The organism is Aquimarina agarivorans (assembly GCF_000218485.1).
GTDB lineage: Bacteria > Bacteroidota > Bacteroidia > Flavobacteriales > Flavobacteriaceae > Aquimarina > Aquimarina agarivorans.
Genome location: NZ_AFPB01000180.1, coordinates 35,964 through 61,183, shown reverse-complemented (window position 1 = coordinate 61,183; position 25,220 = coordinate 35,964). Strand labels below are relative to the sequence as shown.

At 33.7% G+C, this 25,220-nt stretch carries 20 protein-coding genes; 6 read left to right on the top strand and 14 right to left on the bottom strand.

Annotated elements, in window-relative coordinates:
• Positions 1–116: 116 nt before the first annotated feature.
• The 4 genes from GMC_RS0117710 to GMC_RS0117695 are packed head-to-tail and all read right to left on the bottom strand — an operon-like array spanning position 117 to position 3,113.
• Positions 117–1,379, bottom strand: a complete 1,263-nt coding sequence (locus tag GMC_RS0117710) for a competence/damage-inducible protein A (protein WP_010523401.1) — start codon at positions 1,377–1,379, stop codon at positions 117–119.
• A 9-nt stretch (positions 1,380–1,388) separates the two neighbouring features.
• The gene (locus GMC_RS0117705; RefSeq protein ID WP_010523400.1) at positions 1,389–1,727 is read right to left on the bottom strand and encodes an Hpt domain-containing protein; all 339 of its coding nucleotides are present in this window, start codon (positions 1,725–1,727) and stop codon (positions 1,389–1,391) included.
• Positions 1,728–2,339, bottom strand: a complete 612-nt coding sequence (locus GMC_RS0117700) for a fumarylacetoacetate hydrolase family protein (RefSeq protein ID WP_010523399.1) — start codon at positions 2,337–2,339, stop codon at positions 1,728–1,730.
• A gap of 6 nt (positions 2,340–2,345) precedes the next feature.
• The gene (locus GMC_RS0117695; protein WP_010523398.1) at positions 2,346–3,113 is read right to left on the bottom strand and encodes a 3'-5' exonuclease; all 768 of its coding nucleotides are present in this window, start codon (positions 3,111–3,113) and stop codon (positions 2,346–2,348) included.
• Positions 3,114–3,257: 144 nt separating this feature from the next.
• On the opposite strand from GMC_RS0117695, the gene GMC_RS0117690 reads away from it, so the two are divergent.
• A complete protein-coding gene (locus GMC_RS0117690; RefSeq protein ID WP_010523397.1) occupies positions 3,258–3,875 on the top strand; it encodes a glutaredoxin family protein in 618 nt (205 codons plus the stop codon).
• 74 nt (positions 3,876–3,949) lie between these two features.
• Here the strand turns inward: GMC_RS0117690 and GMC_RS0117685 are convergent, their stop codons facing one another.
• The 4 genes from GMC_RS0117685 to GMC_RS0117670 all read right to left on the bottom strand — a co-directional run bounded on the left by GMC_RS0117685 (position 3,950) and on the right by GMC_RS0117670 (position 8,109).
• Positions 3,950–5,305: a dihydrolipoamide acetyltransferase family protein gene (locus tag GMC_RS0117685; protein ID WP_010523396.1), complete on the bottom strand. Its 1,356-nt coding sequence runs from the start codon at positions 5,303–5,305 to the stop codon at positions 3,950–3,952.
• A gap of 88 nt (positions 5,306–5,393) precedes the next feature.
• Complete coding sequence (locus GMC_RS0117680) at positions 5,394–6,530, bottom strand: glycosyltransferase family 2 protein (RefSeq protein WP_010523395.1); 1,137 nt, start codon at positions 6,528–6,530, stop codon at positions 5,394–5,396.
• 3 nt (positions 6,531–6,533) lie between these two features.
• On the bottom strand, positions 6,534–7,151 hold the full coding sequence (gene recR / locus GMC_RS0117675) for a recombination mediator RecR (RefSeq protein ID WP_010523394.1): 618 nt from the start codon (positions 7,149–7,151) through the stop codon (positions 6,534–6,536).
• 136 nt (positions 7,152–7,287) lie between these two features.
• On the bottom strand, positions 7,288–8,109 hold the full coding sequence (locus GMC_RS0117670) for a dolichyl-phosphate beta-glucosyltransferase (protein ID WP_010523393.1): 822 nt from the start codon (positions 8,107–8,109) through the stop codon (positions 7,288–7,290).
• Positions 8,110–8,263: 154 nt separating this feature from the next.
• Here GMC_RS0117670 and GMC_RS0117665 point away from each other — a divergent pair, with 154 nt between their 5' ends.
• From GMC_RS0117665 to GMC_RS22830, 4 genes are read left to right on the top strand one after another with little or no spacing between them, the layout of a single operon-like run.
• Positions 8,264–11,353, top strand: a complete 3,090-nt coding sequence (locus tag GMC_RS0117665; protein ID WP_010523392.1) for a membrane protein — start codon at positions 8,264–8,266, stop codon at positions 11,351–11,353.
• A gap of 10 nt (positions 11,354–11,363) precedes the next feature.
• Positions 11,364–12,590 (top strand): hypothetical protein, encoded by a 1,227-nt coding sequence (locus GMC_RS0117660; RefSeq protein ID WP_238528038.1) that lies wholly within the window; start codon positions 11,364–11,366, stop codon positions 12,588–12,590.
• Positions 12,587–13,861, top strand: a complete 1,275-nt coding sequence (locus GMC_RS20265; protein WP_316928989.1) for a cellulase family glycosylhydrolase — start codon at positions 12,587–12,589, stop codon at positions 13,859–13,861. Before GMC_RS0117660 ends, GMC_RS20265 begins: the two co-directional genes overlap by 4 nt.
• Complete coding sequence (locus GMC_RS22830) at positions 13,834–14,130, top strand: glycoside hydrolase 5 family protein (RefSeq protein ID WP_316928988.1); 297 nt, start codon at positions 13,834–13,836, stop codon at positions 14,128–14,130. Before GMC_RS20265 ends, GMC_RS22830 begins: the two co-directional genes overlap by 28 nt.
• 11 nt (positions 14,131–14,141) lie before the next feature.
• Here GMC_RS22830 and GMC_RS0117650 read toward each other — a convergent pair whose 3' ends face one another.
• Entirely contained in the window at positions 14,142–15,344 is a 1,203-nt protein-coding gene (locus GMC_RS0117650; RefSeq protein ID WP_010523390.1) for a glycosyltransferase, read from the bottom strand.
• Between the two features lie 145 nt (positions 15,345–15,489).
• A complete protein-coding gene (locus tag GMC_RS0117645; protein WP_010523389.1) occupies positions 15,490–16,716 on the bottom strand; it encodes an MATE family efflux transporter in 1,227 nt (408 codons plus the stop codon).
• A 161-nt stretch (positions 16,717–16,877) separates the two neighbouring features.
• On the opposite strand from GMC_RS0117645, the gene GMC_RS0117640 reads away from it, so the two are divergent.
• A complete protein-coding gene (locus GMC_RS0117640) occupies positions 16,878–18,878 on the top strand; it encodes a tetratricopeptide repeat protein (RefSeq protein WP_316928987.1) in 2,001 nt (666 codons plus the stop codon).
• Positions 18,879–18,965: 87 nt separating this feature from the next.
• On the opposite strand, the gene GMC_RS0117635 is transcribed toward GMC_RS0117640, so the two are convergent.
• The 4 genes from GMC_RS0117635 to GMC_RS0117620 all read right to left on the bottom strand — a co-directional run bounded on the left by GMC_RS0117635 (position 18,966) and on the right by GMC_RS0117620 (position 25,220).
• Complete coding sequence (locus GMC_RS0117635) at positions 18,966–22,982, bottom strand: DUF6923 family protein (RefSeq protein ID WP_010523387.1); 4,017 nt, start codon at positions 22,980–22,982, stop codon at positions 18,966–18,968.
• 134 nt (positions 22,983–23,116) lie between these two features.
• A complete protein-coding gene (locus GMC_RS0117630; protein ID WP_010523386.1) occupies positions 23,117–23,836 on the bottom strand; it encodes a LytR/AlgR family response regulator transcription factor in 720 nt (239 codons plus the stop codon).
• A 12-nt stretch (positions 23,837–23,848) separates the two neighbouring features.
• Positions 23,849–24,169, bottom strand: a complete 321-nt coding sequence (locus tag GMC_RS0117625; protein WP_010523385.1) for an Hpt domain-containing protein — start codon at positions 24,167–24,169, stop codon at positions 23,849–23,851.
• Between the two features lie 4 nt (positions 24,170–24,173).
• On the bottom strand, positions 24,174–25,220 hold the full coding sequence (locus tag GMC_RS0117620; protein ID WP_010523384.1) for a sensor histidine kinase: 1,047 nt from the start codon (positions 25,218–25,220) through the stop codon (positions 24,174–24,176).

Sequence of the window (25,220 nt, the reverse complement as noted above, 5' to 3'; positions counted from 1 at the left end):
ATCTTTTGTATTATTTCAAAACAGGGTGCAAATTAACGAATTTTTTACCTTTCTAACAAACTGTTTTTGAAAATAAATGTATTTTTTTAATTTATTTTTATTCTACTAGCTAGAACTTATTTATTGGTTGCCAAAACTGATAAAATCTGACTTTGAAGCATTTCTAAAGCCTTATTCACTGCTTTTCCAATAGTACGCTCCCTGTGATTACTAAACACAAATTGTTCGGATACTACTCCACGAGGTGAAGCTATAGCAATACATACTGTTCCCACCTCCGCGTCACTATCACCTTTTGTAGGCCCTGCATTACCTGTTGTTGCTACTGCAAAATCTGACGCAAACAATTTTAAGGAGTTTTCTGCCATAGCTGCTGCCACCTGTGTACTAACCACTGAATGGGTGTTAATTAAGGTTTCAGACACTCCCAAAATAGTAGTTTTTAAACGTGTATCATAAGGCACTAACCCTCCTTTAAAATACTTGGAAGCACCCGACATTTTTGTAAAACCATGAGCCAACCTACCTCCAGTACAACTTTCAACTACGGATAACGTGAGCTTGTTTTCAGTTAACATTTTAGCTACCATAAACTCTAAACTTTCGTCATCCGCATACCCCACAATAATATCACTTATTAAATGATTTAGTTGATCTACAGCTTTGGCAATTTCTTTATCTAGTAAATCCTTGTTTGTTCCTTTAGCCGTCAAGCGCAAACGCACCCTACCCAAACTAGGTAAGTAAGCCAATTTGATAAACGCAGGTAAATTATTTTCAAATTCTTCAATACGTTCTGCTACCCTACTCTCGCCCATTCCGTAGGTAAGGATTGTTTTATGGATAATGTAGGGCCTATCGAAACGTTCTTGCAAACGTGGTACGACTTGATTGGTGATAATCCCTTTCATTTCAAACGGCACCCCTGGCATGGAAATAAACACAGTATTTTTGTCGGTCAACCACATTCCGGGCGCTGTACCAAATTCATTCATCAACACCTCAGCTTTACTTGGCACTAACGCTTGCATTTTATTCACCTCAGAAATGGGTGATTTGATATACTTTTTAAATAAGTTTTCAACGTGTGTCAGCACCTTGGTGTTTTCCACCAGTGAGTCATTAAAAAATTCGCAAAACGTATGTTTAGTAATATCGTCCTTTGTTGGTCCAAGCCCTCCTGTAACTAAAACAACATCTACTCGGGATTGTGCTTCGGACAATGCTTTTAATATATGCGTTCTATCATCTCGTATGGAACTTATTTGATGAACATCAATACCTATTTTATTCAACTCTTTAGCTATAAATACCGAATTAGTATCTACAATTTGACCAATGAGTATTTCATCACCAATAGTAATAATTTCTGCTTGCATTAGACTAGACTAGTTAAGTAATTCTTTTAGCTCTACTAATGCACTTTGCGCTTTTTTCTCAATAGTATGCAAAGCTGTCTTCACCTCTTCAAAAGTTTTGACGTCATTGGACCATGACTCAATAAGTTTTATTTGATCTAAAACCTCAATTCCAAACAACTGAAAATTTGGTTTCATTTTATGTGCATATTGATAAGCAACTTTGGCATCATTTTCGGCAACAGCATTTGACATACTTTTTAAGTCATCAGGTATTTCTTCTAAAAAAGTTTGCACTAAAATTTCCACAAAACTTTCATCGCCCCCTGCTAACTCTTTTACTTTGTCAAGATTGTATGATGCACTCATTTATTTAACTTTTATATAAAACATTTCCTCTTTTTCCAAAAAACCTTTCAATTGATCCCCCGCAGCGACTGGACCAACACCCGCCGGAGTTCCTGTAAATATAATGTCTCCTATTTTTAAAGTAAAATATTTTGAAACGTAACTAATTAACTCGTCCACCGAATATAGCATTAATTTAGTAAACCCATCCTGAACAACTTCATCGTTTTTAAAAAGTTTGAAATTAACATCTAAAATATTATCAAATTTTGATTTTGACACCCATTTACCTAATACTGTTGCTCCATCAAAAGCTTTTGAACACTCCCAAGGCAATCCTTTTGCTCTTAACTCACTTTGAACATCACGTGCCGTAAAATCAATACCTACACTTACCTCATCGTAATATTTATGCGCAAACTTAGGATCAATATGCTTTCCTATTCGGTTGATTTTTACAATAAGCTCAATTTCATGATGGACATCGTTACTAAAATCTGGAATAAAAAACGGCTGTTTCTTTAGCAAAATTGAGGTATCTGGTTTTAAAAAAACAACGGGCTCACTTGGTTTTTTGTTTTTCAACTCCTCAATATGTGCCGTATAATTACGACCAATGCAAATAATTTTCATAAGCAACTACGCATTAAACTTACGCAATCGGATTGCGGTTAATATTTTTTTAGTGTATAGTGGAAAATCTGCATTTTGAATCCAACCAAAATAACCTGGCTCTTTGTCCAAAACCTCCTCAACCAACTTCCCTTTGTGCTTTCCAAAAGTGAATACTTCATTTCCTTCGTCATTAAAAGCTATGAAACCTGCAAAATCCGCTGTTTTTCTTCGGGTACTAAATTCAGACAAAAACTTCATATCATTCTCCAAATCTGGATATTTATCTAATTGGGAGCACAACACCTCATAGGTAGCTGTTGTATCGGCCTCCGCACTATGTGCGTTAGTCAAATCCTTATCACAATAAAACTTGTAGGCAGCAACCAAAGTACGTTGTTCCATTTTATGGAAAATATTCTGTACATCTACAGCTACATTATGAGACATATCAAAATCCATATCAGCACGTAGCATTTCTTCCGCCAAAAGTGGAATATCAAATTTATTTGAATTAAACCCTCCTAAATCACATCCACTAATCATATCACTAATGGTTTTAGCTAATTGCTTAAATGTTGGTTCGTTAGCTACCTTTTCATTAGTAACGCCGTGTACCGCTGTGGTTTCTGCTGGTATTGGCATTTCAGGATTTACCAACCAAGTTTTACTTTCTTTATTTCCGTTAGGAAAAACTTTAAGAATAGAAATTTCAACAATTCTATCCTTAGATATATTTACGCCTGTAGTTTCCAAATCAAAAAAACAAATAGGACGACTTAACTTTAACTCCATAAATATGTTTAAAAAGTAAAGTTAACAATAAACCTATTCAATGCCTAATACACTTATTTTAGAACAATACTTAAAAAACAAGTCTATTTTCTTAAAAAGAAACTTCAAAATATAGTAAATTTACTGAAAATCAATAGTATAAAAATGAACAAAGCAATATTTTTCATAATTTTTATATTTTACAGCTTTTATGGCAATGCACAAAAAAATGGAGTCCTCATAATTGAAGAAGTTGGAAAAAAACGCACGCTCATATTTGCACAAAATACCACTGATGAACCCAGGAGCGTATTTTTTAAAGTAAACGCCATTGGTTATCGCCGAAGTGGTGACCGACCTGTAATTAAAGAATTGCCACCTAAATCAAAAACCCATTTAATTACTTTAATTCCTTTAGCTAATGTGACATCAAGTTATACTTACATTTTTGTTGCTAACAAAACATTTGAAAATATCAATTTAAAAGGAAAAAATGAAAGTAATGCTGATGTTGCTCAATTAATAAAACAAGAAATTGTAGTTTTTACAAACAACTCATGCCCCAAATGTGAACGCTTAACTGAACTACTAAATAGTAAACACATTACCTACCGTACTATTAATATTGACAAACAAGAACGCTTTTATAAATACACATGGCAACTACTTAAAGAAAAGGGCTACCACACTGACACACTCAAACTCCCTTTAGCCAGTGTAAAAGGAAAAATTATTCATCCTATTAAAAACTTGTCTGAATTTGTCGCTAAAAATGTTGAATAACTAACATTTTAAATAAAAAAAACTCTTTTAAATAATACAATTAACTAGAATATCTTTTACGACTATAAAACTACTTACACTAATCGATTTACATCCCAAGCTTCAAGCAATTGTTTGACACGTTGCACAAATTGACCACCAAGAGCTCCGTTAACCACTCGATGATCATACGAATGGGACAAAAACATGCGCTGTCGGATGCCAATAAAATCCCCGTCGGGTGTTTCAATAACCGCAGGTACTTTACGTATAGCCCCCAAAGCCAATATACCCACTTGGGGCTGATTTATAATTGGTGTTCCCATAATGGTACCAAAACTTCCGATATTGGTTACGGTGTAGGTGCCATTCTGAATATCATCGGGATTAAGTTGGTTTTTACGGGCACGGTTCGCTAAATCATTTACAGTTTTAGCCATGCCCACCATGTTTAACTGATCCGCATTTTTAATTACCGGAACTATTAAATTTCCATCTGGTAACGCTGCCGCCATACCAATATTGATATGCTTCATTTTTATGATTTTATCGCCATCAACGGCAATATTCATCATTGGAAATTCTTTTAACGCTTGCGCTATTACTTCCATAAAAATGGGAGTGAATGTCATTTTTTCACCCTCGCGAGCTAAAAATTCATCTTTTACTTTTGCGCGCCATTTCCATATATTAGTCACATCAGCTTCAATAAAAGATTGCACATGGGCTGATGTTTCCAGTGATTTTATCATGTGCTGAGAAATCAATTTTCCCATACGCGACATTTCAATCACCTCATCTTGACCTTTAATTATTTTTACAGGCGTCTCTTTTTCCTCCGTTGATTTTTGAGGCTCTGACTTTATCGAACTTTGAGCCCCCTTATCAATTTCCAATGGAATAACTGGCGTTCTGGTAGCAGTTGCTTTTCCTGTCCTCCGATTAGATATAAAGGTCAAAATATCATTTTTTGTAACCCGCTCCCCTATTCCTGTTCCTTGAATACTATCCAATTCCGCATCTGTTAGCCCTTCTTCATTGGCTATATTACGCACTAAGGGGGTGTAAAATCTGCCCGAAGCATTGGTTACAGGCGTACTAATTTGATTAGTTGCTACCACTTGCTCAATTTGCTGTTCAATAGCAACTGCACTTTTATTTACTTCATTTACTGCCGTTTCCATTTCTGGAGAAGTTTGTTCTGCGGCAGCTTCCGTATCAATAATAGCTATGGTTTGTCCCACTTTAACTACCTCATCTACCTCAAAAAGTTTTTCGCGCAACACGCCTTCGATTTCACAAGGCACCTCAGTATCTACTTTATCCGTAGCAATCTCTAGTACAATATCATCTGCCTCAATGGTATCTCCTACTTCTTTTAACCAAGTCGTTATTGTTGCTTCTGCAACACTTTCTCCCATTTTCGGTAGTTTCAATTCGTACTTTGCCATTTGCTTTTTATGTTATTTCGCGAATTTAATGATTCTTACTATGTTTTAAGCTTTGTCTATACATATTTATAGATGTTTTAACCCATTTTTAGTCCTGAAACTGCAAAACTTCACCACGACCAGTGCTTGTATCACTCCCTGCTGCAAATTGTGTGTGTTTTGGAATAAATCGAAAATACAAATTGGTATCACTATATTGTTTCAAGAGCTGAATGGCATCCGAATATGATAGTTTACACATATCCAAATAAAAACAAGTGGCCTGCGTCTTATTTAAATATAGTGCTATATCATTTGTGCTTTGAATATACTTTAATGTTCCTCTTTCCTTTTTTAGCTGATTATAGAGCTGGGAATTTTCACTCACTAAAACATGGCTTACAAAGTCCACTTTTGATTGTTGTTTTTTAGCAGTTTGTACTAACGCAGAAAATTTGATTCCACTGTAAATAAATAAATTTACAAACGCAAATGACTTAAAATGCTTTTTATAAAAAAGTGTCATTGCACCAAAAAAACGCTTGCGATAGGTAGCGTCTTTCAGGGTACTTTCACCTTTAAAATGAACTACTGCCTGAGTCCCTAAATAATAGTTTTTGAAACCTGCTTTCTGAACTTTATAGGATAAATCGATATCTTCGCCATACATAAAGTACTCTTCATCAAAACCGCCTACTTTATCGTAAACTGATTTTTTGCAACACATGAATGCTCCTACTAAAATAGAAATTTCCCCTTTGCCATCAGGCAAAATACCAGTAGCATAATACGGTGCTACGGATGAAAATCGAGGCCCCACAATTTTAAAAAATGATACTTTTGGCGTAGGTAAATTGCGTTTACTCTCTGGCAAAAATCTTCCTTTTCCATCAATTAATTGCACCCCTAAAAGTCCTAAATTAGTAAACTGCGTTGCTTTTTCAAGTACTGTTGTAAATGTATTTTCAGCAACTACGGTATCTGGATTCAAAATACACACATACTCCCCTTTTGCTATAGCTACAGCCTGATTATTTGCCTTTGCAAATCCTACATTCTCTTTATTTTCAATCAATTTAAAGTTAGGGAAGCGCTGTTTAACCATAGCGCAACTATCATCAGGCGAATTGTTATCCACCACAATAACTTCTGCCGAAAGGCTTGCAATTGCTTGCGCCACACTTTGCAAACACAATTCTAAAAAATAACGTACATTGTAATTTAGTACAATAACTGATAATTGCATAAGCTATAATTTCAAGGAATTTTCTAATGGAATACGGTTCATGATACTTCGTCCTAAGGTAATTTCATCAGCAAATTCAATTTCATCATTTACACCAATCCCCCTGGCAATGGTCGACATTTGAATTTTAGTGTTTTTGAGCTGTTTGTAGATATAAAAATTTGTTGTATCACCCTCCATGGAAGCACTGAGAGCAAAAATTAATTCTTCAATTTCTCCTTTTGCTACGCGATGGACTAGCTGAGTTATTTTTAAATCATGCGGACCAATACCGTCCATTGGACTAATTTTACCCCCCAATACATGATATAAGCCTTTGAACTGACTGGTGTTTTCGATAGCCATAACATCTCTAACATCCTCGACTACACAAACAATTTTACGGTTACGATTATGGCTTGCGCAAATTTCACATAATTCAACATCGCTGATATTATAACATTCTTTGCAATGCTTAATTTTTGATCGCATTTGGTGCAGTGCCTTTGCCAAATGTTCGGTTTGGCTTTCGGGCTGTCGCAACAAATGCATTACCAAACGCAATGCGGTACGTTTTCCTATTCCTGGTAATTGAGACATTTCAGCAACTGCTCTTTCCAATAATTTTGAAGAAAATTCCATTGGTACAAATATAAGGAGGAGAATTGCTTTATTAGAATACTATTTATTCTAATACATAAATTAATTCTCCTTTGTAAACCACAACTTTTCAAAAAGTAAAATTTGTTCCTTTTAACCTGAATCATGTAATTCGAGTTTAAGCTGCCATTAAATTTTCTGGCACATCAATAATATGCATTTGAGGTTCTAAATAATTTTCTGTTGTTGACTCAAATAATGAATCGGTAAGCGTATAATTAAACCATATGGATAACAATCGAAATGGAATTTCAACACTATCTTTTACTCCAAGTTTTGAGTCATCCATATGCACCCACCTGTGTAAAGGCTGCTCTAAAATCATTTGCATTGTTTTTTGCTTTCCAAAATATCTTTTTATTCGAATAAACATTTCAACATCAAATAACCATTTTGTTTTAAATTTTCTTCCAAAAAGTAGCGGTACCAAGTTTATTTCAAATACTTTAGCACCACATTGCGTATCAGCAATTGACAAGCCTAAAATAAATACAATTAAAATATTTATCATTTTTGAAATTATCGCCCTTACTCCATCTTTTTTTATTCCCTCGGAAGCATTTTTAGCACGTGATCCAAATACAAAACTCAATGAATTACTAGTACTTAAGGTATTTACTAAATTTTCAAAATCTTTAAAATCTGTAGAAAGATCCGCGTCCATAAACCCAATATACTTAACAGTACTTTTGGCATAAAAATATTTAGCCCCTGCTCTTACTGCTGCAGCTTTACCACCATTTACTTTCACATCAACAATACTTACTTTATTTGGATTCGTTTTTTGAATACCTTTTAACACATCAATCGTATTGTCCTTACTTCCGTCATTTACAAAACATAAATGATAAGCATTGTTAGTACTGATAAAGTTTTTAAATGCAGTAACATCTAATCTATTTTCTTCATTATAACAAGGTATGATTATTCCAGTTTTCATAATAGTTTGGGTTTTAATTATACCCAAATGTACCTTTGAACACCTGTCTAAATAGGGATATTTCGATGAGTAGAAGTTTGCTATAGTCGAATGGTTTCAATTAAAAGTCAAACAGTTACCACAAAACAAAGCCTTTGTTGTATATTTATTTTAGATGCCAATTAAAACCAATAAATATTTAATTAGTGCCCTAATATTAGGGATCACCTTACATGGGGTCAGTTTATTTTTCACCTTGGAAACCACTTATGATGCACTTATACATTTATGCTTTGCCGAGCATTATGCCAGTCATTGGTTTGAACCCTGGAACTATAAATGGTATACTGGTTTTACCGTAACAGGCTATCCGCCTCTGGTACATCAAAGTATTGCGCTGTTTTCCTTAATTGGAGGTTTAAAATTTGGCTTATTTGCTGTAGCCTTTATTGCCATACTTTTATTTATTACGGGCGTTTATCGGTTTTCATTACTATTTACAGGGGACAGAAAAGTGGCGGGTTATGCCGCAATTGCAGCCGTATTTTCTTCTTCATTTGTCGAAACTTTACATGTTTTTGGGCAACTACCTAGTATTATTGGCATTTCGGTACTTATGCATTGTCTGCCCGAAATTTATTTATGGATTATAACTAAGAAATACAAGCACCTGTTAGCGGCTCTTAGTTTACTTGCTGTTACCATTACATCGCATCATGTGACTCCTATTTTTGGAATGGTATTCTTTATTTTCCCTTTACTGGGAATGGTGCTTATGGACATTGCCCGAGAAAATGTAGGTTCTTATAAAAAAGTACGTTTTACTTTGTTTTTAAAAACTTTTTTTAAACACTTTAAACGCATTTTAAGTTTTGGAATAAATGCTTTAGCATTAATCATATTTTGTATCCTTCCCTATTGGATAAACACTAAAAACAATCCCATTACTCAAGTTCCCATACCTCATGGGTCACGAGATAATTTTATAGAGGTCACCTCATCGGGCTTAGTCTTTTTTATTATTCCTTGGGGTATATTACTCTTTGTATTTCCCTATTTATTTTATCGATCTTATAGCAAACGTTACTTGTTTTTCGGCTTATCCTTTAGTTTCTTAACACTTTTAGGTACTGGAGGCACTACGCCCATTCCTAAATTAATATTAGGTGAAAATGCATTTAACATCCTTACCCTTGATCGATTTACTCTTTGGGCTTCCATTATGGCATTGCCTTTATTTGGCGAATTCCTTTTTCGTTTTATTGAAGGAGATTTAAAAGAAGCTTTACAACGCAAATTTGGAAGTGTTTTCCATCGTTTATTGGGTGGCTTTTTGGTTAGTGGTATTATAGGACTGTTTATTTTTTCGGTCAACCTTAGCTATTTTAAACCTTCGCAACCGCAAAAAATTAACATGCTTCCTATTCTTAATTTTTTAAATCAAGATCAGCATGACCATTGGCGATTTTTACCCTTAGGTTTCGGCGATCAAATGGCATGGCTATCAGCGCAAACTAATGCCATGACGGTCGATGGAAATTACCACTCCGCTCGCAGGTTACCCGAATTAACAACCAGAGCTGTAGAGCGTTTAGAAAATTCGAAATTTAGAGGAATCGAAGGCCTTGGATCCTTACAACAATTCCTTAGCGTACCCGAAAAATATCATTTAAAGTATGTATTTTCTAACGATAAATTTTATGATCCCATCCTTTACTTTTGTGGTTGGCAACGCTTGCGCCAGTTAGAAAACGGCATCATGGTTTGGGAAAAACTAAATGTCAAACCATTAGCCAGTATTTTACCTAAAGATGATATTCCGCTTTTTCAAAAATTACTTTGGGGCATTGTTCCCGTAAGTACGCTAATTATTGTTTTTTTATTACATTTTAAACGCCTTTGGAATCGAGTCCTTAAAATAAGCCCTTTGCCAAAAGCTAACTATCTCAACTTTTCTATTTCGTACATAAAATTTAATCCACAGATTATTTCTTTTTCTTTGGGTTGGATTATGCTCTGCTTATTTTTTTTAGGTTTAGGAAGCTATAAATTTTATATAGTCAACGCTACACAGATTAGTCCTAAAAATGCAATTGCCGCTTATTATGATGCCTTGGATTTTAAAGAATTTGAACGTGCTTATTCCTATTTAAATCCTAAAAGCCATAAAACCAAAGACCAATATATGCTTGAAATTGCGGTAAATGATGGTCTTTTGAGCTCTTATGCCAAACTTGATGCTATTAAAACCAAGCTTATTTCACAAAACGATAGTATTGCAAAAGTAACGGTAAACACTTTTTGGATTACTCCTTTGGAACGTATTGAAAAGGAATACTACCATGAATTATATAAGCTAAATAACAAATGGTTTATTACGCCATCGGATTATGATTTAGACTTACCACCAGATCAATTATTTTCAGTAAACACCACTAAATTTTACAATCACGGACGACGTCGAATTACCTCAGAACAAACACATCACGAAGATGTTTTAAAACAGCCTGTATTAGAAGTACTTTCTTCCAAACTTATTCAATTCAATAATCAATATAGTATTATTGGTCAGTTACAGAATGTAGATGATGTTCCTGCCGATGTTGTTGTTAATGCTTCCTTATACAACCACTCCAATAACAAATTAGCTTCCTATAATGTAATGCATCAAATGAAACATAAACTACTACCTAAAGAAATCACAAGCTTTCGCATAAATTTTGAAGGGATTGCTTGGCAAAAAAATACGGACAAAGGTCCTAAAACTTTTAACCCAAAGGAATTTACACCAGCTTCAATAAAAGAAATACCGGCTACTTTTGATTTACAGTGCGCGGGAAATGTTGCCAATGTAGACCTTTATAAAAGTGTCGCACTCCAAGATGTAACAACAACTAATGAAACCATCAATGGAATAGTATTTAATGCCGGCTTGCAGGAGGTAACTATACCTCAATTACTAGTATCATATTACAATGAAAACAAACAATTAATTTGGGTAACGCATCACTTTTTACCCGAAGGAATTAGACAACAACGCAAACAGTTTTTTTCATTTGAACTGCCAAATATTATTGGCTTAAACGTACTTAAAGATACTACCGAAAACACCTTTGTAAATGGATTACCCAATAAAGCTTTACTTGAAAAAATAGATGTAGGCACAAAGTATAAAAGCAAAAATGATGATTTAATTCCTGTAAAAGGAAAAGGCTTTTCATACCTAAAAATAGCATTGAATAATTACGTAGGAGCACCAAATTAAATATGAAGAATTGAAGTTAAATAATCAACATAATAGCCTTTTAATATCCTTATGCCTTATATGCCTAAGTTGCTATTCGTATGCATTCGTCCAACAGGAAATAACCGCCAAATTAACTACCACACAAACGGTTTTTGAAGCTGGGGAACACATTACTTTGGAATTTGAGTTGAGCGCCCCTTCTGTAGTAAATTTAATATGCCATAGTGCCTACGGGACTACAATTGTTAACCCAAATTATGGCTTAGCCAATGTTTCATTTACACTTCCTGAAAATATAAGTACTAAAAAAGGAATCCTTGATTTTAAATTGGTTTTAAAAGGGACTTCCTTGTATAATGGAAGCATTAGCATTATTGCAAATACCAAAAACAAAACAGTTTTAGAATCCTATATTGGTCCCCCAAGTATTTCAGCAGGAACGCATGATTATACGATGCTGGTTGTTGTACCAACCGATAGCTATGACAACCCTATAGCTAATCATACTCCTGTAAGCATTAAACATCAATTTTTAGATGATCAAAAAGAAGCTTCGATTAAGACCACCGACCTGATCGCCTGGAAAACGATACATTCGGATACCAAATCAGGACGGATATTAGTTTCATCAACACTAAATGATGTTAGTTCAAAAGAATTTTCTATTGAGGTTTTTCCGGCACAACCCACAAATTTTACTATTGATTATCAACGTGAACACATTTATGCCGATGGGAATCAAATCACCACTTTTACCACTTCGGTAATAAGAGATACTTATGGAAATACGATTAGCGATGGTACTTTAGTGAATTTTATAATTAAAAACCAAAACAACAGTTCATTAAAAACACAAGGCATGAGTATTAATGGGGTGGTAACAGCTTATATGCTACATCCCGATCATAAAGCCACTTGGGAAGTTACTTCACAAATAAATGGCATGGCCACTAGTAATACGATTCACATTAACTACAAAGGCGTAACCGAAAAACTACCTGTACGTTTTACCAATGCTAATAGAAGAATTAGCATTGGCCCTTTGCAAAGCTTTATGGAACAATTGATTCCCGATGGGGCTATTGTAAAATTAACAATAACCAAAAATGAACAAATTTTAGAAACAAAACTAAAAACTACCGCTAATGGAATGGTTTCTTTTGATTTAGAAAAAGGCTTTTATTCTCCTGGCACCTATTCTTTTATTATAGAAGCCTTGGGACTTACATCAATTCATTCGAATATTAAATTATGAAGCATCGTAAAAACACATATCGTGCTTTGCTACTTAGCTTATTTATTGGTGTCAATATGCTTATTCTGTTTGGGGTTGGTCAACTGTTTTCTTATTTGAATACAGGAGCAGATCGTTCTTCAATACTTCATGTTACATTACCAGATGCCAATGTGTATTTACCTAAAGTAATTTGGAACAACACGGATAATCCAGGTAGACCTATAGAAAAACAAAGCCTAGCCAGGATACAATCGGATTACCTAAAAGCTTGGCATGTAAAAAACATAGCGTATAAGAACAATGACCTTTATGGAGTTGATGATTATTACACTCAGCATGCTCGTAAAAATATAGTAAACCACATATCGGATCAAAAACAAAAAAATATCAGTATTGAAGCTACCACATTAAACCATAATTTATCCTTAGATTTTTATAGTCTCGACGGCCAATTGGCCGTACTTACTGATAAAAACAGTCGACAATATCAGCGCCTATTTAAACAAGACAGTCTATTGTTAGAAACCCAAACTATTGCTAGCTATAAAGTAGTTTTATTGTTGGAAGATGGTTTTTGGAAAATTCGTCATATAGTAAAACAATCTAATGAGCCCTTAGTTGAAACTACAAAACCTACTCCAATTAGTTCCGTTAAAAACGGGCAAGTATTTTTTGAAAATAGTCCTTTTCAAATCAAAGGCATCAACTACTACCCACAAGCCACTCCATGGGATATGTTTGGAAAGGATTTTAATACCACTATTATTGCTAAAGATTTTAATATCATTAAAAAAGCCCATTTAAACACAATTCGAATATTTGTGAGGTATGCTGATTTTGGCAAAGCCGAAGTGATCCCTGAAAAACTAAACAAACTAGAGCAAGTATTAGACCTAGCTCGGGTAAAAGACCTAAAAGTAATTGTTACACTTTTTGATTTTTATGGAAACTATGATGTGCTTGATTGGACATTGACCCACAGGCATGCCGAACAAGTCATAAGTCGATTTAAAAACCATAAAGCTGTACTGGCCTGGGATATTAAAAATGAACCTGACTTGGATTTTAAAACGCGTAATAAAACCAATGTGTTGGCTTGGTTAAAAGAAATGGCAACACAAATTAAAACATATGATCCTAATCATTTAGTAACCATAGGCTGGTCAACTACTAAAGTAGCCCATTTATTACAGGAAAATGTTGATGTTGTTTCCTTTCATTATTATGAAGATATAAGCAGGTTTGAAAAAAATACACTGATTTGCAGTCTAAAACATCAAAACCTTTAGTGCTACAAGAATTTGGCTTATCATCAAACAAAGGGCTATGGAGTCCTTTTGGTCCTTCCGAAAAAACACAAGCTGAATATTACACTACATTCAAAGAAATTTTAGATCGGCAAAATGTACACTATTTACCCTGGACTTTATATGATTTTACTCAAATTCCGACTTCGGTGGTTGGTAAACTCCCTTGGCGAAAACACAAGCAAAAACATTTTGGTTTTATTGATGCTAATGGGAATCCCAAAAAAGCATTTCAGTTTTTTGAGAAATGATCTATTCTAATTTATACAACATCAAGCACGCCACTAACTTTACGATCTATAATTTCATTAAATTCATCCATATACATGTCTACAATTTTAGACATGGGCAATGCGGTAGCTGCGTTGTAATTTGCTTTTCCTAAAGAAATACGATAAGCGTCGTTTTCCAAAATATTTTGAATGGCTGTAGCTAAACTGTCAACACTTTCGGGAGTAAAAAATTCGCCTCGGTAGCCTTCTTCTTTTACTAAAATACTAAGATCACCTAAATCGGGCATTACCACGGCTTTTCCATAACTTCCTGCTTGGTGTAATACACCCGAGCTTCCGGTAGTTGAGGTATACGGAAAAACTACTACGGCGCTTTCTTCAAACAATCCCGCTACATCCTCCTCTGCCACATAACCTGTAAATGTTAATTGTGGTACATTTTTATAGGTTTCTTGTACCGATTTTAAATACCCAGGCACATTAGGATTATCTGTTCCTGCTACTACAATCTCAATAGCTCTATTTGTTGTTGCTCTTATTTTTTCAATAGCTTCTATTAAAATTTCAACTTTTTTATAGGTACCAAACTTTCCAAAAGTCATTACTTTTAAAGGTCCTCCTGGGACATTATAATTTGGTGTTTTGGGGATTTCAAATGTACCATGCGGAATTAACTTTACATTTGTTGCCTTATACTTTTCATTTAACACCTCAACATATTTACTAATAGTTACCGCTACTGTATCCGATGCCAAAATAAAGCGTGTTAATGTTGTTCCTATAAAATTATAAGCTTTCTGCATTAGTTTATTAGACGTAAAACCGGCACTTTTTAAATCTACTTGCTCTAAAATATTATGTAACAATGTAATGGTAGGTATTCCTTTTAATTTACAAACTCCGGGTAATAACAAGCCTAAAGCTGCTGGTATTTTTTTATCGCCAAACTTCATGAATTGTAAATTAAACAATACCGCATCTGGCTTTACTTGATTAATAGTCTTCATTACCGAAAACAAATTAGTGTAACTATTAAAATCCCAACAATGTCTTACGCTGATTTTACAAGCTTCTTCTTCAAAATGAATATCAGCTTCTTCAGGGCATACATCGGTAAGTAAAATCAATTCACTTACATCTTGGTGTTTTCTAAAGTGCTTTACTAAATAATAAGCATATTCATTTAAAGTCACTTTACTAGGCGGATAGGCAGTTACAATGGCAAGTTTCATACTATAAATTTTTAAGTTATAGTATAAATATGCCTCTATATACGCGCTTTAAAGACTCATTTTAGGCGAGTTACAAATTACTGTCGGCGAGTGGTTTTTGTGTATCGATATTCGAAAAACAAAAAAAGTAAACTACCTCGGAGCATTATATCCTTTGGCGGTGCCAATAAACTAGCTGTACTACTAATAAAACTACCATAGCATAAATTTGCATAAGTACTACATCTAATAATGTATCATGAAAGAGAATAATTAATAACACCTGCGTAATGCCTAGTAAAGCAGATAATATTACTGGTATATAAGTGTCCAAAGATAAAAAGTAATAGGCAAAAATATTAGAGATAGCAAATAATGACGTGGCCACAGCATATTTCCACAACAATGGAGCAATACTCACATAGGCCTTACCAAATAACAATTGTACTACAAAAGTTGGAAATAGATAACAGCTTAAAATAATTCCAAATGATAATATGCCAATATACAATACGTATTTTAACAATACTGGTGCTGTAGGTTTTCCTTCCTTATGTAATTGCACTACTTTGGGTAATAAAAGCATTACAAACATCCAAGCTACAAAATAAACCACCCGCCCTATTAAAGCTAATGAGGCATACAAACCTGCATCGTAAGCTTCAAAATAATGTTTCACTAACAGAATATCGCTGTTATTAATAATAATCTGACTCAGTTCGTAAAAGGCCGTCAGTAAAAAAAACTTTTTGATGCGACTGCTATGTTCCGTGGTTAAAGCCTTGCTTTTTTTTAAAGGAATCTTTTCTTCCGCAAAGGGAAACAATCCAAATATCAATGAAGTTATAATACCAATAGCTACTAAAATAGCGGTTGCTGTGTTTAGTAAAAAAAGCAAACTTATAGTTAAAAATAATCTGCTCAACATTTCGGTTTGGTAAGTGATTGCCAATTTTCCGAAACGTTCTTTCCCTTGTAATACCCCTCGATTTACACTCATTATAAAATATAATGGCACTCCGATACCAAAAAGAACAAACATATAGTGGGTTTGCGTATGAAATATTTCTTGCAAAAATTTAGCTGCTACTACAATTCCAATTCCTAAAACAACCCCTGTCCATAAAGCATACTTATATACTTTACTTAAAAAATTAATGAAGTTTTGATTTTCAAAAAGTACCGAAAATTTAGCGGTAGCTAACTGAAAGGTCATGGCAATAAACGAGAGTACTAATAAAAAAGTGATTAAAATAGCGGCATCGGCAAACTGTTGAGGTCCTAAAATGCGCCCTAAAATTAAATTATAAGCATAATTCCCTGCATTTACAAAAAGTGCACTCAGCATAAACCATTGTTCCAAGGATATTTTTTTGAGTATAGGTATATTCATTCATTATTTTTAACTCATTTAAAATAAGGTATTTATCCCAATATACAAAAGATATGTTTAACTTAGTAACACATTAAAATGTTACTCCATTGCCTATGCTAAAAAAAATACTATTCCTGATTGCGTTTTTTTTTAATCTTTCCTTTTTGTTTGCTCAACAAATGCAAAAAGGCTTTACCTATTTAGAAACTGGAAAGTATGAAAAAGCTGTTCTTTTTTTTGAAGACATCCTTAAAGCCTATCCAACCAATAAAACGGCTCAACTTTGTTATGGTCGTGCTATAGGCTTATCGGGAAACTCCAAAAAAGCAGTGACTATTTTTACTGATTTAAAACAAAACTATCCTTCGGATTTTGAAATTAAATTGAATTATGCCGAATCCTTATTATGGGATAAACAATACGCTAAAGCAGAAGGTTTTTATAAAACACTGATTAAGGAAGATAACACAAGTTTTCCTGCTATATTAGGCTATGCCAACACGCTATCAAACTTAAAAAAGTATGAACAGGCATTAGCACACGTAAACACAGCCTTACAACTTCAAAACGGGAATAAAAACGCCCTAGTTTCTCGAAAATATATACGCCTGGGCTATGCGAATCAATTATCTCAAAATAAAGAATATGAGAAAGCTCTAGACTTATTATCCTTAAACTTAAAAGATTTCCCTAATGATAAAGACACCAAACTTAATCAAGCGACTTTTTACTTGATTACAAATGATCTCTTAAATGCAGAAAAGACATATACTTCATTAGCCACTTCCCCCATTGATAGTATTGTTTCGCTTAATGGTTTGGCTTTAGTAGCGCATAAGGCTTTTAAAGAAAAAAAGGCGCTACAAATTAGTACTGAAGCTGTAGCTAAAGTTGAAAATCACCAATCAAACACTAAGATATACTTATCTACAAAAGAGCGCTATATACAAGCTTTATTATGGAATAGAAAATTTAATTTGGCTGCTGCCGAAATTAAGAAACTAGAAAAACAATATCCCAATAATACCCGAGTACAAAGCTTGCAAGCCACTCATGGAATGTACACAAGTAACTTTAAAAAAAGTATACAAAACTATACCACCATACTCAAAAAGCAACCCAAATCATTTGATGGGAATTTAGGCATTGCTAATGCCTACAGAGCTACCGGGAATGACTTAAAGAGCTACGAATATATTTTTAAAACATTGGATTACTACAAACAACAACCTGATGCCGAAAAATTACTAAAAACCTTAAAACAATCACACACTCCATGGGTACAACAGAAAACCGCCTTTACTTTTGATAATGGAAATAATGAAAGTATAAGTGCCGAATTGCTTACAAAAATCCCACTATCCACTAAAACGACCATTAGTGCTAGCTATATACATCGAACTACCGAAAACACCACCTCTAATGTAAAAGCAGCTACAAATGAACTCACTACTGGTTTTGCATATAAATTTAATGGAATGTTCACTTTAGCTTCTAAAATTGGTGCGAGTAAATCCAATGCCATTACTAATGAGTATACACAATGGACTGGAGAAATAAAACTTAAAACCAAGCCCTATAAACTACAAAATTTGGAAGCTGGATACCAACGCGCCTTACAAAACTTTAATGCCGACCTTATCGACAGAGAAATTGTAATGAACAATTATTTTTTGAATTACAATTTAAACACCAATTTTAATTTAGGTTGGTATACACAATACATGTTTACCAATCAAACAGATAATAACATACGTAACCTGTTATTCACTTCGCTTTACTATAAACTATTCCATAGACCTATTGTAAAAGCAGGTATTAATTATCAAACTATTGCCTTTAAAAATCAAGTGCCTAATATTTATTTTAGTCCAAAAAAGTTCCATGTTGTAGAAGTTTTTACAAATCTTATTAGCAAACAAACTGGTAAGCTCTCCTATGGCACCAATGCTGCTGCAGGTTTTCAGTTTATAGAAAATGATCCCGCCTCAGAAACTTTTCGCTTGGAAGGGAAATTAGGATATCAATTCACAGATCGTTTTTCCGCAAACACCTATATCAAACACAGTAATATTGCTTCTGCCACAGCTGCTGGATTTCAATTTACCGAATTTGGTTTATTACTTAAATGGTATTTTATGAAACGCCCTCTTTTTGATAGGAAGATAATGAGGTTGTGATAATAGTAAAACATACTCGATTAATAAACAAAAAAAGCAGAAATACCGAAGCATTTCCACCTTTCACGGGGTTGGGGGACTAACTATTTATTGTTGAATAACAAAACTTCCTTTAAATATCTTCCCTTGAATATCAGTGATAATGTATATGTAATATCCAGCACTTAAATTTTTTGCTTCAAAATTAAAGTCATTAGTGATGTTTGCGATTAAAGCTTCGGTTCTTACTATTTTACCATACATATCAACAACATGCATGCTATTTGCTACTATCCCATCAGGTAATTGTATGGTGGTTTGATTTATAAACGGATTAGGATAGTTACTTAATTTTTTGATTTTTTGTGAGGCTGGAAAATTAGGTGTAATAGTTAGTGTTTCCGATGTAATACTACTTTCGGGATCTTTTGTTTCAACCTCAGCTACTACTATTTCAGCATCCATAGTATTTACTATTTTTAAACTAGTTACAGCTACATCAAATTCTTTAAACGTGGTATAATCCCCTTGTATTGAAAACACCACACTTCTTATATTTTCTAAATCGGCTGATTTACCCGAAGCATCTACAAAACTTTCAAATGGAATACGGTAGCTTTTAGTTCCTCCAGTTGGCCCAATAGTGTAACGCAATCTATTATTCCAATTGGCTAATACTTTGGGCACCAGAATTACTTCTACAGCAGTGTTGGCATTCATACTAAATTGAATACCTCCGGTACTATCAACATCCAAACTTAGGTCTCCAGCTAATACATTTCGAAATATATTCACCGTTCCTTTAACTTCTCCTTGTAATGACACACTACGTTCCACTGAATGATTTTCTAAAGTTTCAAAATCATTTTGTTCATTAATTTTAAATACATCTATTTTTACTTCTGCCGATTGATAATCAATACCCCAAGGACCATCGGCAAGATATAAGGCATCTGATCGTTCAGATCCTTCCGTTGATATCGAAAAGCCTATGTCAAATAAATGACCTGTAGCTACTGTAATGTCTTCTTCATAAGCTCCCGATAAATTTAAAATTTCAGTTTTTGATTCTTCAATACTTAATTCAGTTCTACGAAGGTTACTTTTAAATGTGGTCTCTCTTATACCTTTTTTATTGGTGATTTTCAATTCCAGCATACCTCCTTTATAACTCCCTTTTTGAACAAAAACAGTTGGAATTTGATCCGTTACTGGGGTACTTGTTAAAGTTTTGGTTTCTTTTAATTTATCTACAATAGTATTTGCAATGGTAGCTACTTGTCCTACAGAAGCTCCCCAAATTTGAAAATTTAAATAATCCCCTGTTGGGTATTGATCAATATTCCAAAAACTATACAACTCATTACTAACTTCGCCTAATTTTACCGAAAAAGACAGGGTTTGCTCAATTTCGCCATTGGCTCTTTTAATTTTTGTGTTTATTAGCCTATGATTTCTGATAGAAAGTGTACGTACATCCAATAGACTTGATCCATTTAATCGGTCACAAATAATTTTAGAATGATCGTAAATACTTCCTGTTGTTGCCGTAGCAAATGCCGCTGCAACTCGTGACTCATTTTGATAATAATCTATAGCAAAAACTTCTTTGGCATTTGTAATTTCTATTAAATCATCTGGACTCGAAATAAATGTAGTTTCGGTACCATACATCCCTGTTGCTGGGAAATATCGATTTAATGAATTCAAGGATTTCCCCGAATGCATCCCTGCAATGAATCTAGATTGTATCGATTTTTGATTATGAAATGTATTTTTCTTTACTCTATTAAAGTTACGCTTTGCAATTAATTTGGCTAAATCGCCATTACTCTCTAATCCCCCGTCGTTAGCCGAAGTAACATTCGTAGCACTTTCAATAGTAGCATAATTCACATTTTTTATAGCACTGTATGGGCTTGCAGTAATATAAAATAATGCATCATTAAAATCTTGATCGCATGAGGCATAATCCCTTCTTATATCTTCAAACCCAAGAATGATTCTTTCATTATCGGGATCTGACAATAACACATTATGATATTGTAAAGTAGGATTACTTTCGGGATTAAAATCTGGGTTAGAAAATAATGACCAATTCCCAGCTCCAACACATCCATCTGACCAAGCATTGGCTAATAACACCCATCCAATTCCAGTATTTGGTGGAAAACTACCAATTTTTACTTTGTTTCCTGCCACTAAACTACCTCCACTATCCTGAGCAGATACATTAGGAAAAATAATGGTTATATCCTCTGGATTCGGAGTAGTGGTTATTGGATTATTGCTATCATAAGTATAAAACCCTAAAGTATTTTTGTATCCCGCACCTTCACTAATAAAAGTGACCCATATTTCAGCTTGATCTTGTACCACTACATCAGTATCATAACCCGAAGAAATATAATGCGGATTAAAATCCGGTACTGGATAGCTCTCAGGCAATGCATTTGTTACCATATCCATGGTTGCTTGAGAAATAACATCATTTTCATCCAAATACAAAGGAGTGCCATCCGCCGAAAAATCCCCTAAATACGTATATCGATCACATAAAGCTGGTATGGGGAAACTAGCTGGAGTTTGCCCTCCATTATCTGGAGAAAAGCTACTTTTCATTAGATCAAAACTATCATCTAAACCATCTGCATCTCCATCGTTTCCCGAAATAATTGTTTCGGCTATCCCATCTCCATCACTATCATAAGCTGTCACACTATCTGATATTCCATCATTATTTGAATCCAAGTCCAAATAATCAAAGGCATCTCTAGTATCCGAATTTACAGTTCCATTAGCTACTCCTCCAAAACTGCTATCAAAAGCATCATCCATTCCATCTTGATCATCATCTTTATATGATAAAGGTTGATATGCTGTACTTTCTTGTCCTTCGATAAGATCAACAATACCATCATTATCCGAATCGGTATCATATGTATTATAAATGCCATCATTATCTGTATCCAGTAAAACTAGTTCTCCTCCATTATCCGTATCAAAAATATCTGCTAAACCATCATTATCCGTATCTGTATAATTCATATCCTTAGTATTAAATACACCATCCATATTGGTATCTAAATAGCCATAACCCGCTTCAACAATATCATAAATTCCATCATTGTCCGAATCTTGATCAAAAAAATCGGGCACTCCATCTGCATCTCTATCATAAGCACGTTGGACCACACTATCACCATTACCACTAGTGTCATTATCTAAATAATTATAAGTATCATCACCATCATCATCACCATAAGGATTAGCGCTATTAGACTCCATACTATTGGGTATTCCATCACCATCCGTATCTTGATCCATAGTATCTAAAATTCCATCTTGGTCTTTATCAATTGGAGAAATTCCATTGGCACATTTAAATCCATCATTTGAATTTGTGATCTCGGTTAAGTTTAATAATGTAGCCACTGGTTGATCACTATCATAATTATCTACCACATACAAACCACCATTATTATCCGATAAATACAATCGATTATTGGTATCGGTATACGCAGCTCCAAAAGTACTTTTAGGTAAATTAGCTACTGTTTTGCTTGAAAATATAGGCGACCCCGTAGACAGGTCCCATTTATAAAGTTTTCCTCGGCTTCCACCATAAAAGGCATTATTTATATAGGTAATATCGGCACAGGTACTAGGCGAAGCTACATTTACATTGATCACTTCAAAAACAGGCGATGATCCTTCAGTATATGACGCTAGGTTCGTTATTTTATGAAAACTATTTTTTGTGTTATTTTGATATACCCAAAGGTTGCCTTCGGCATCCACATCTGCGGCATAGCCCCCTCCAAAAACAACTGTTCCTTGTGCTGCCACAGCGCCTAAATCAATAATACTATCCATTCCTATTCGTAAAAGGTGTTTATCTTTTCCTTTTATGGCATATAAAAAATTATCTTTTGGATTATAGCCCCCTGCATTATATGCTGAGTAGGTATGTAGTGCTTTTGAGTAGGCTCCTAAAATTGGATCATAGGATTTTAAAGCTCCGGAAATTACTTGGTAAAATTTGCTGTCATTACAGTCAAATGCTTGTTGAGAAAAAGCTTGAAAACTAAAGAAAAAGATAAATAAAAGTGCCTGTTTTTTCATGACAGTAGTGATTTTAGTTTTATATATACATCAAAACTAAATCTTAACTAATTGTATTTTAAGGATATTCGGTGGGTGGTAATTTGATGCCGGTAAATGGTTTATTCGAAAGGGTTAAAATTATACTCGTTACCTTACAACAAGTTAAGCCGTTTCATTAATTCTGGTCTATTGGAACGACTTACCGGAATCACATCTTTGCCAATCAGCACACTGTTATCTTCGATATCAATAATTTTTTTAGTGTTTATTATATAAGAACGATGCACTTTTAAAAAAAGGTGGTCAGGCAGCTTTTCCTGAATTTTTTTAAGCGTAGAGTGTACCGTATAATTTTTAGTATCCGTTTTTATTTGAATATAATCGCCTTTGGCTTCAATTATAGCAATGCTTAAAAAATTGATTTTTATTAATCTACGATCAATATTTACGTACAAATCAGTATCGCTAATGGTATTTTCTGATGCTGTTATTTCTCTTTGTTTAACTACAGGCTTTGTATTTACGAAAACTTTTACTTTTTCAATACTTTTTGTAAATCGAGTTAACGTAATCGGTTTTACTACATAATCCACAATACAATCATATTCAAAAGCTTCAAGTGCAAAATTTTTATCGGAAGTGGTTAGTATTATTTTGGGCGGATTTTTTAAGGTTTGAATAAAATCAAAACCTGTAAAATCGGGCATATGTATATCTAAAAAAATAAGATCAATATCGTTTTTATTTAAGAATTTAATAGCTTGTATTGCATTTGGAAACGATTCAATAACATATAAATTTTCAACCTGATCACATAATTGTTCAATAATTACTCTTGCTGTTTCTTCATCGTCAATAATAATACAATTCATTCTATATCAATATTATAAATTCATAATAAAATCTTCCATCTGATTTAAAAGTACTATAAATTCAGGATATAAAATAGTTTTTTCTGCTTTCAAATCATTTTCAAAATCAATAGCTAATTGGTATCCTTTTTCCAATCCCAACATGCCTATTTTGTTCTTTAGTTTGTGTACATTTTCAGCAGCAGCTATATAGTTTTTAAACTTGTAATTTTTTATAAATTCTATTTGCTCTTCGGGGAATTCTCTTTTTACAATGGCAATTAATTTTTCTTCAAAAGCTGTATTTCCATTCGCCAATTGTTTAATGTAAGTATTATTTGGAACCTCATGCATACTATTATTTTTTTATGGTAAAATGAAATGTAGTTCCTACTCCCACTTTAGATGTTACCCAGACACTCCCTTTATAAAACTCAATTATTTTTTTAACAATAGAAAGCCCTATACCGGTAGAAGTTCCTTTAGCTTCTAATGATTGAAAAATTTCAAAAATCTTTTCATGATATTTCTCTGCTATGCCTTTTCCATCATCCTCAACAATAAACTCCCAGGTTGTTAAATGTTCTTTAGCCCCAATATGAATAGTTCCCTTAGGTTTATCAATACTTGCAATAGCATTTTCAATTAAATTTTGAAACACTTGCCTTAGTTTTATCTTGTCCATATAAAGATTAGGCAATGTTCCTATGGTAATTTTAATATGCTTTGGAATGGTACTCATATCAATAATCTCATTCACTAATTGTTGTACATTGATACGTACATCTCGGGTAGGCTTTTTATCTATTAATGAATATTCCAAAATATCATTAATAAGATGATCCATTTTTTGGATATTTTGATCAATTAAATTGAAATTATGCTGTGTATCAATCGATAAACCTGTTACATTATCTTCTTTAATCCAATTCATTAATGTATTAATGGTTCGTAACGGAGATTTTAAATCATGAGAAACCACATGTGCGTATTCACTTAGTTGTTGATTACTTTTTTCAAGGTCTTCTAATATTTTTTGACGCTGTTCTTCTATTTCAGAAATCTGTTTGGCTTGTTTTTCTATTAGTTTTGCCAACTCTATACCCGTCAAAGATTGCTCCTTTTCTCCTACTTTATTTTTAACCGAAATCCGCTCCAATACTTTAGTAGCTTCCTGTAAACTCGCTATTACTTTTTGTTGTTGTTTTGCTTCTTCTTTTAATTTAGTATTGGCGTCAAATAATTCTTCCGAACTTATAGACATCGCCCGTTGGAGCATACTAAATTGATCTTCATAATTTTCGTATGATCTTTCTATGGCTTTAAAAAATAAGCTTAACCTAGGATCTTTTTTTAGATCATCATCAAGTAGTTTCCGTAGTTGTCTAGCCAATAAAGAATTCAT

Excerpts from the sequence above, each read along its gene's own strand:
- GMC_RS0117710 (WP_010523401.1), bottom strand. The coding sequence starts at position 1,379 with ATGCAAGCAGAAATTATTACTATTGGTGATGAAATACTCATTGGTCAA.
- GMC_RS0117705 (WP_010523400.1), bottom strand. The coding sequence starts at position 1,727 with ATGAGTGCATCATACAATCTTGACAAAGTAAAAGAGTTAGCAGGGGGC.
- GMC_RS0117700 (WP_010523399.1), bottom strand. The coding sequence starts at position 2,339 with ATGAAAATTATTTGCATTGGTCGTAATTATACGGCACATATTGAGGAG.
- GMC_RS0117695 (WP_010523398.1), bottom strand. The coding sequence starts at position 3,113 with ATGGAGTTAAAGTTAAGTCGTCCTATTTGTTTTTTTGATTTGGAAACT.
- GMC_RS0117690 (WP_010523397.1), top strand. The coding sequence starts at position 3,258 with ATGAACAAAGCAATATTTTTCATAATTTTTATATTTTACAGCTTTTAT.
- GMC_RS0117685 (WP_010523396.1), bottom strand. The coding sequence starts at position 5,305 with ATGGCAAAGTACGAATTGAAACTACCGAAAATGGGAGAAAGTGTTGCA.
- GMC_RS0117680 (WP_010523395.1), bottom strand. The coding sequence starts at position 6,530 with ATGCAATTATCAGTTATTGTACTAAATTACAATGTACGTTATTTTTTA.
- recR (WP_010523394.1), bottom strand. The coding sequence starts at position 7,151 with ATGGAATTTTCTTCAAAATTATTGGAAAGAGCAGTTGCTGAAATGTCT.
- GMC_RS0117670 (WP_010523393.1), bottom strand. The coding sequence starts at position 8,109 with ATGAAAACTGGAATAATCATACCTTGTTATAATGAAGAAAATAGATTA.
- GMC_RS0117665 (WP_010523392.1), top strand. The coding sequence starts at position 8,264 with ATGCCAATTAAAACCAATAAATATTTAATTAGTGCCCTAATATTAGGG.
- GMC_RS20265 (WP_316928989.1), top strand. The coding sequence starts at position 12,587 with ATGAAGCATCGTAAAAACACATATCGTGCTTTGCTACTTAGCTTATTT.
- GMC_RS0117650 (WP_010523390.1), bottom strand. The coding sequence starts at position 15,344 with ATGAAACTTGCCATTGTAACTGCCTATCCGCCTAGTAAAGTGACTTTA.
- GMC_RS0117645 (WP_010523389.1), bottom strand. The coding sequence starts at position 16,716 with ATGAATATACCTATACTCAAAAAAATATCCTTGGAACAATGGTTTATG.
- GMC_RS0117640 (WP_316928987.1), top strand. The coding sequence starts at position 16,878 with ATGCAAAAAGGCTTTACCTATTTAGAAACTGGAAAGTATGAAAAAGCT.
- GMC_RS0117635 (WP_010523387.1), bottom strand. The coding sequence starts at position 22,982 with ATGAAAAAACAGGCACTTTTATTTATCTTTTTCTTTAGTTTTCAAGCT.
- GMC_RS0117630 (WP_010523386.1), bottom strand. The coding sequence starts at position 23,836 with ATGAATTGTATTATTATTGACGATGAAGAAACAGCAAGAGTAATTATT.
- GMC_RS0117625 (WP_010523385.1), bottom strand. The coding sequence starts at position 24,169 with ATGCATGAGGTTCCAAATAATACTTACATTAAACAATTGGCGAATGGA.
- GMC_RS0117620 (WP_010523384.1), bottom strand. The coding sequence starts at position 25,220 with ATGAATTCTTTATTGGCTAGACAACTACGGAAACTACTTGATGATGAT.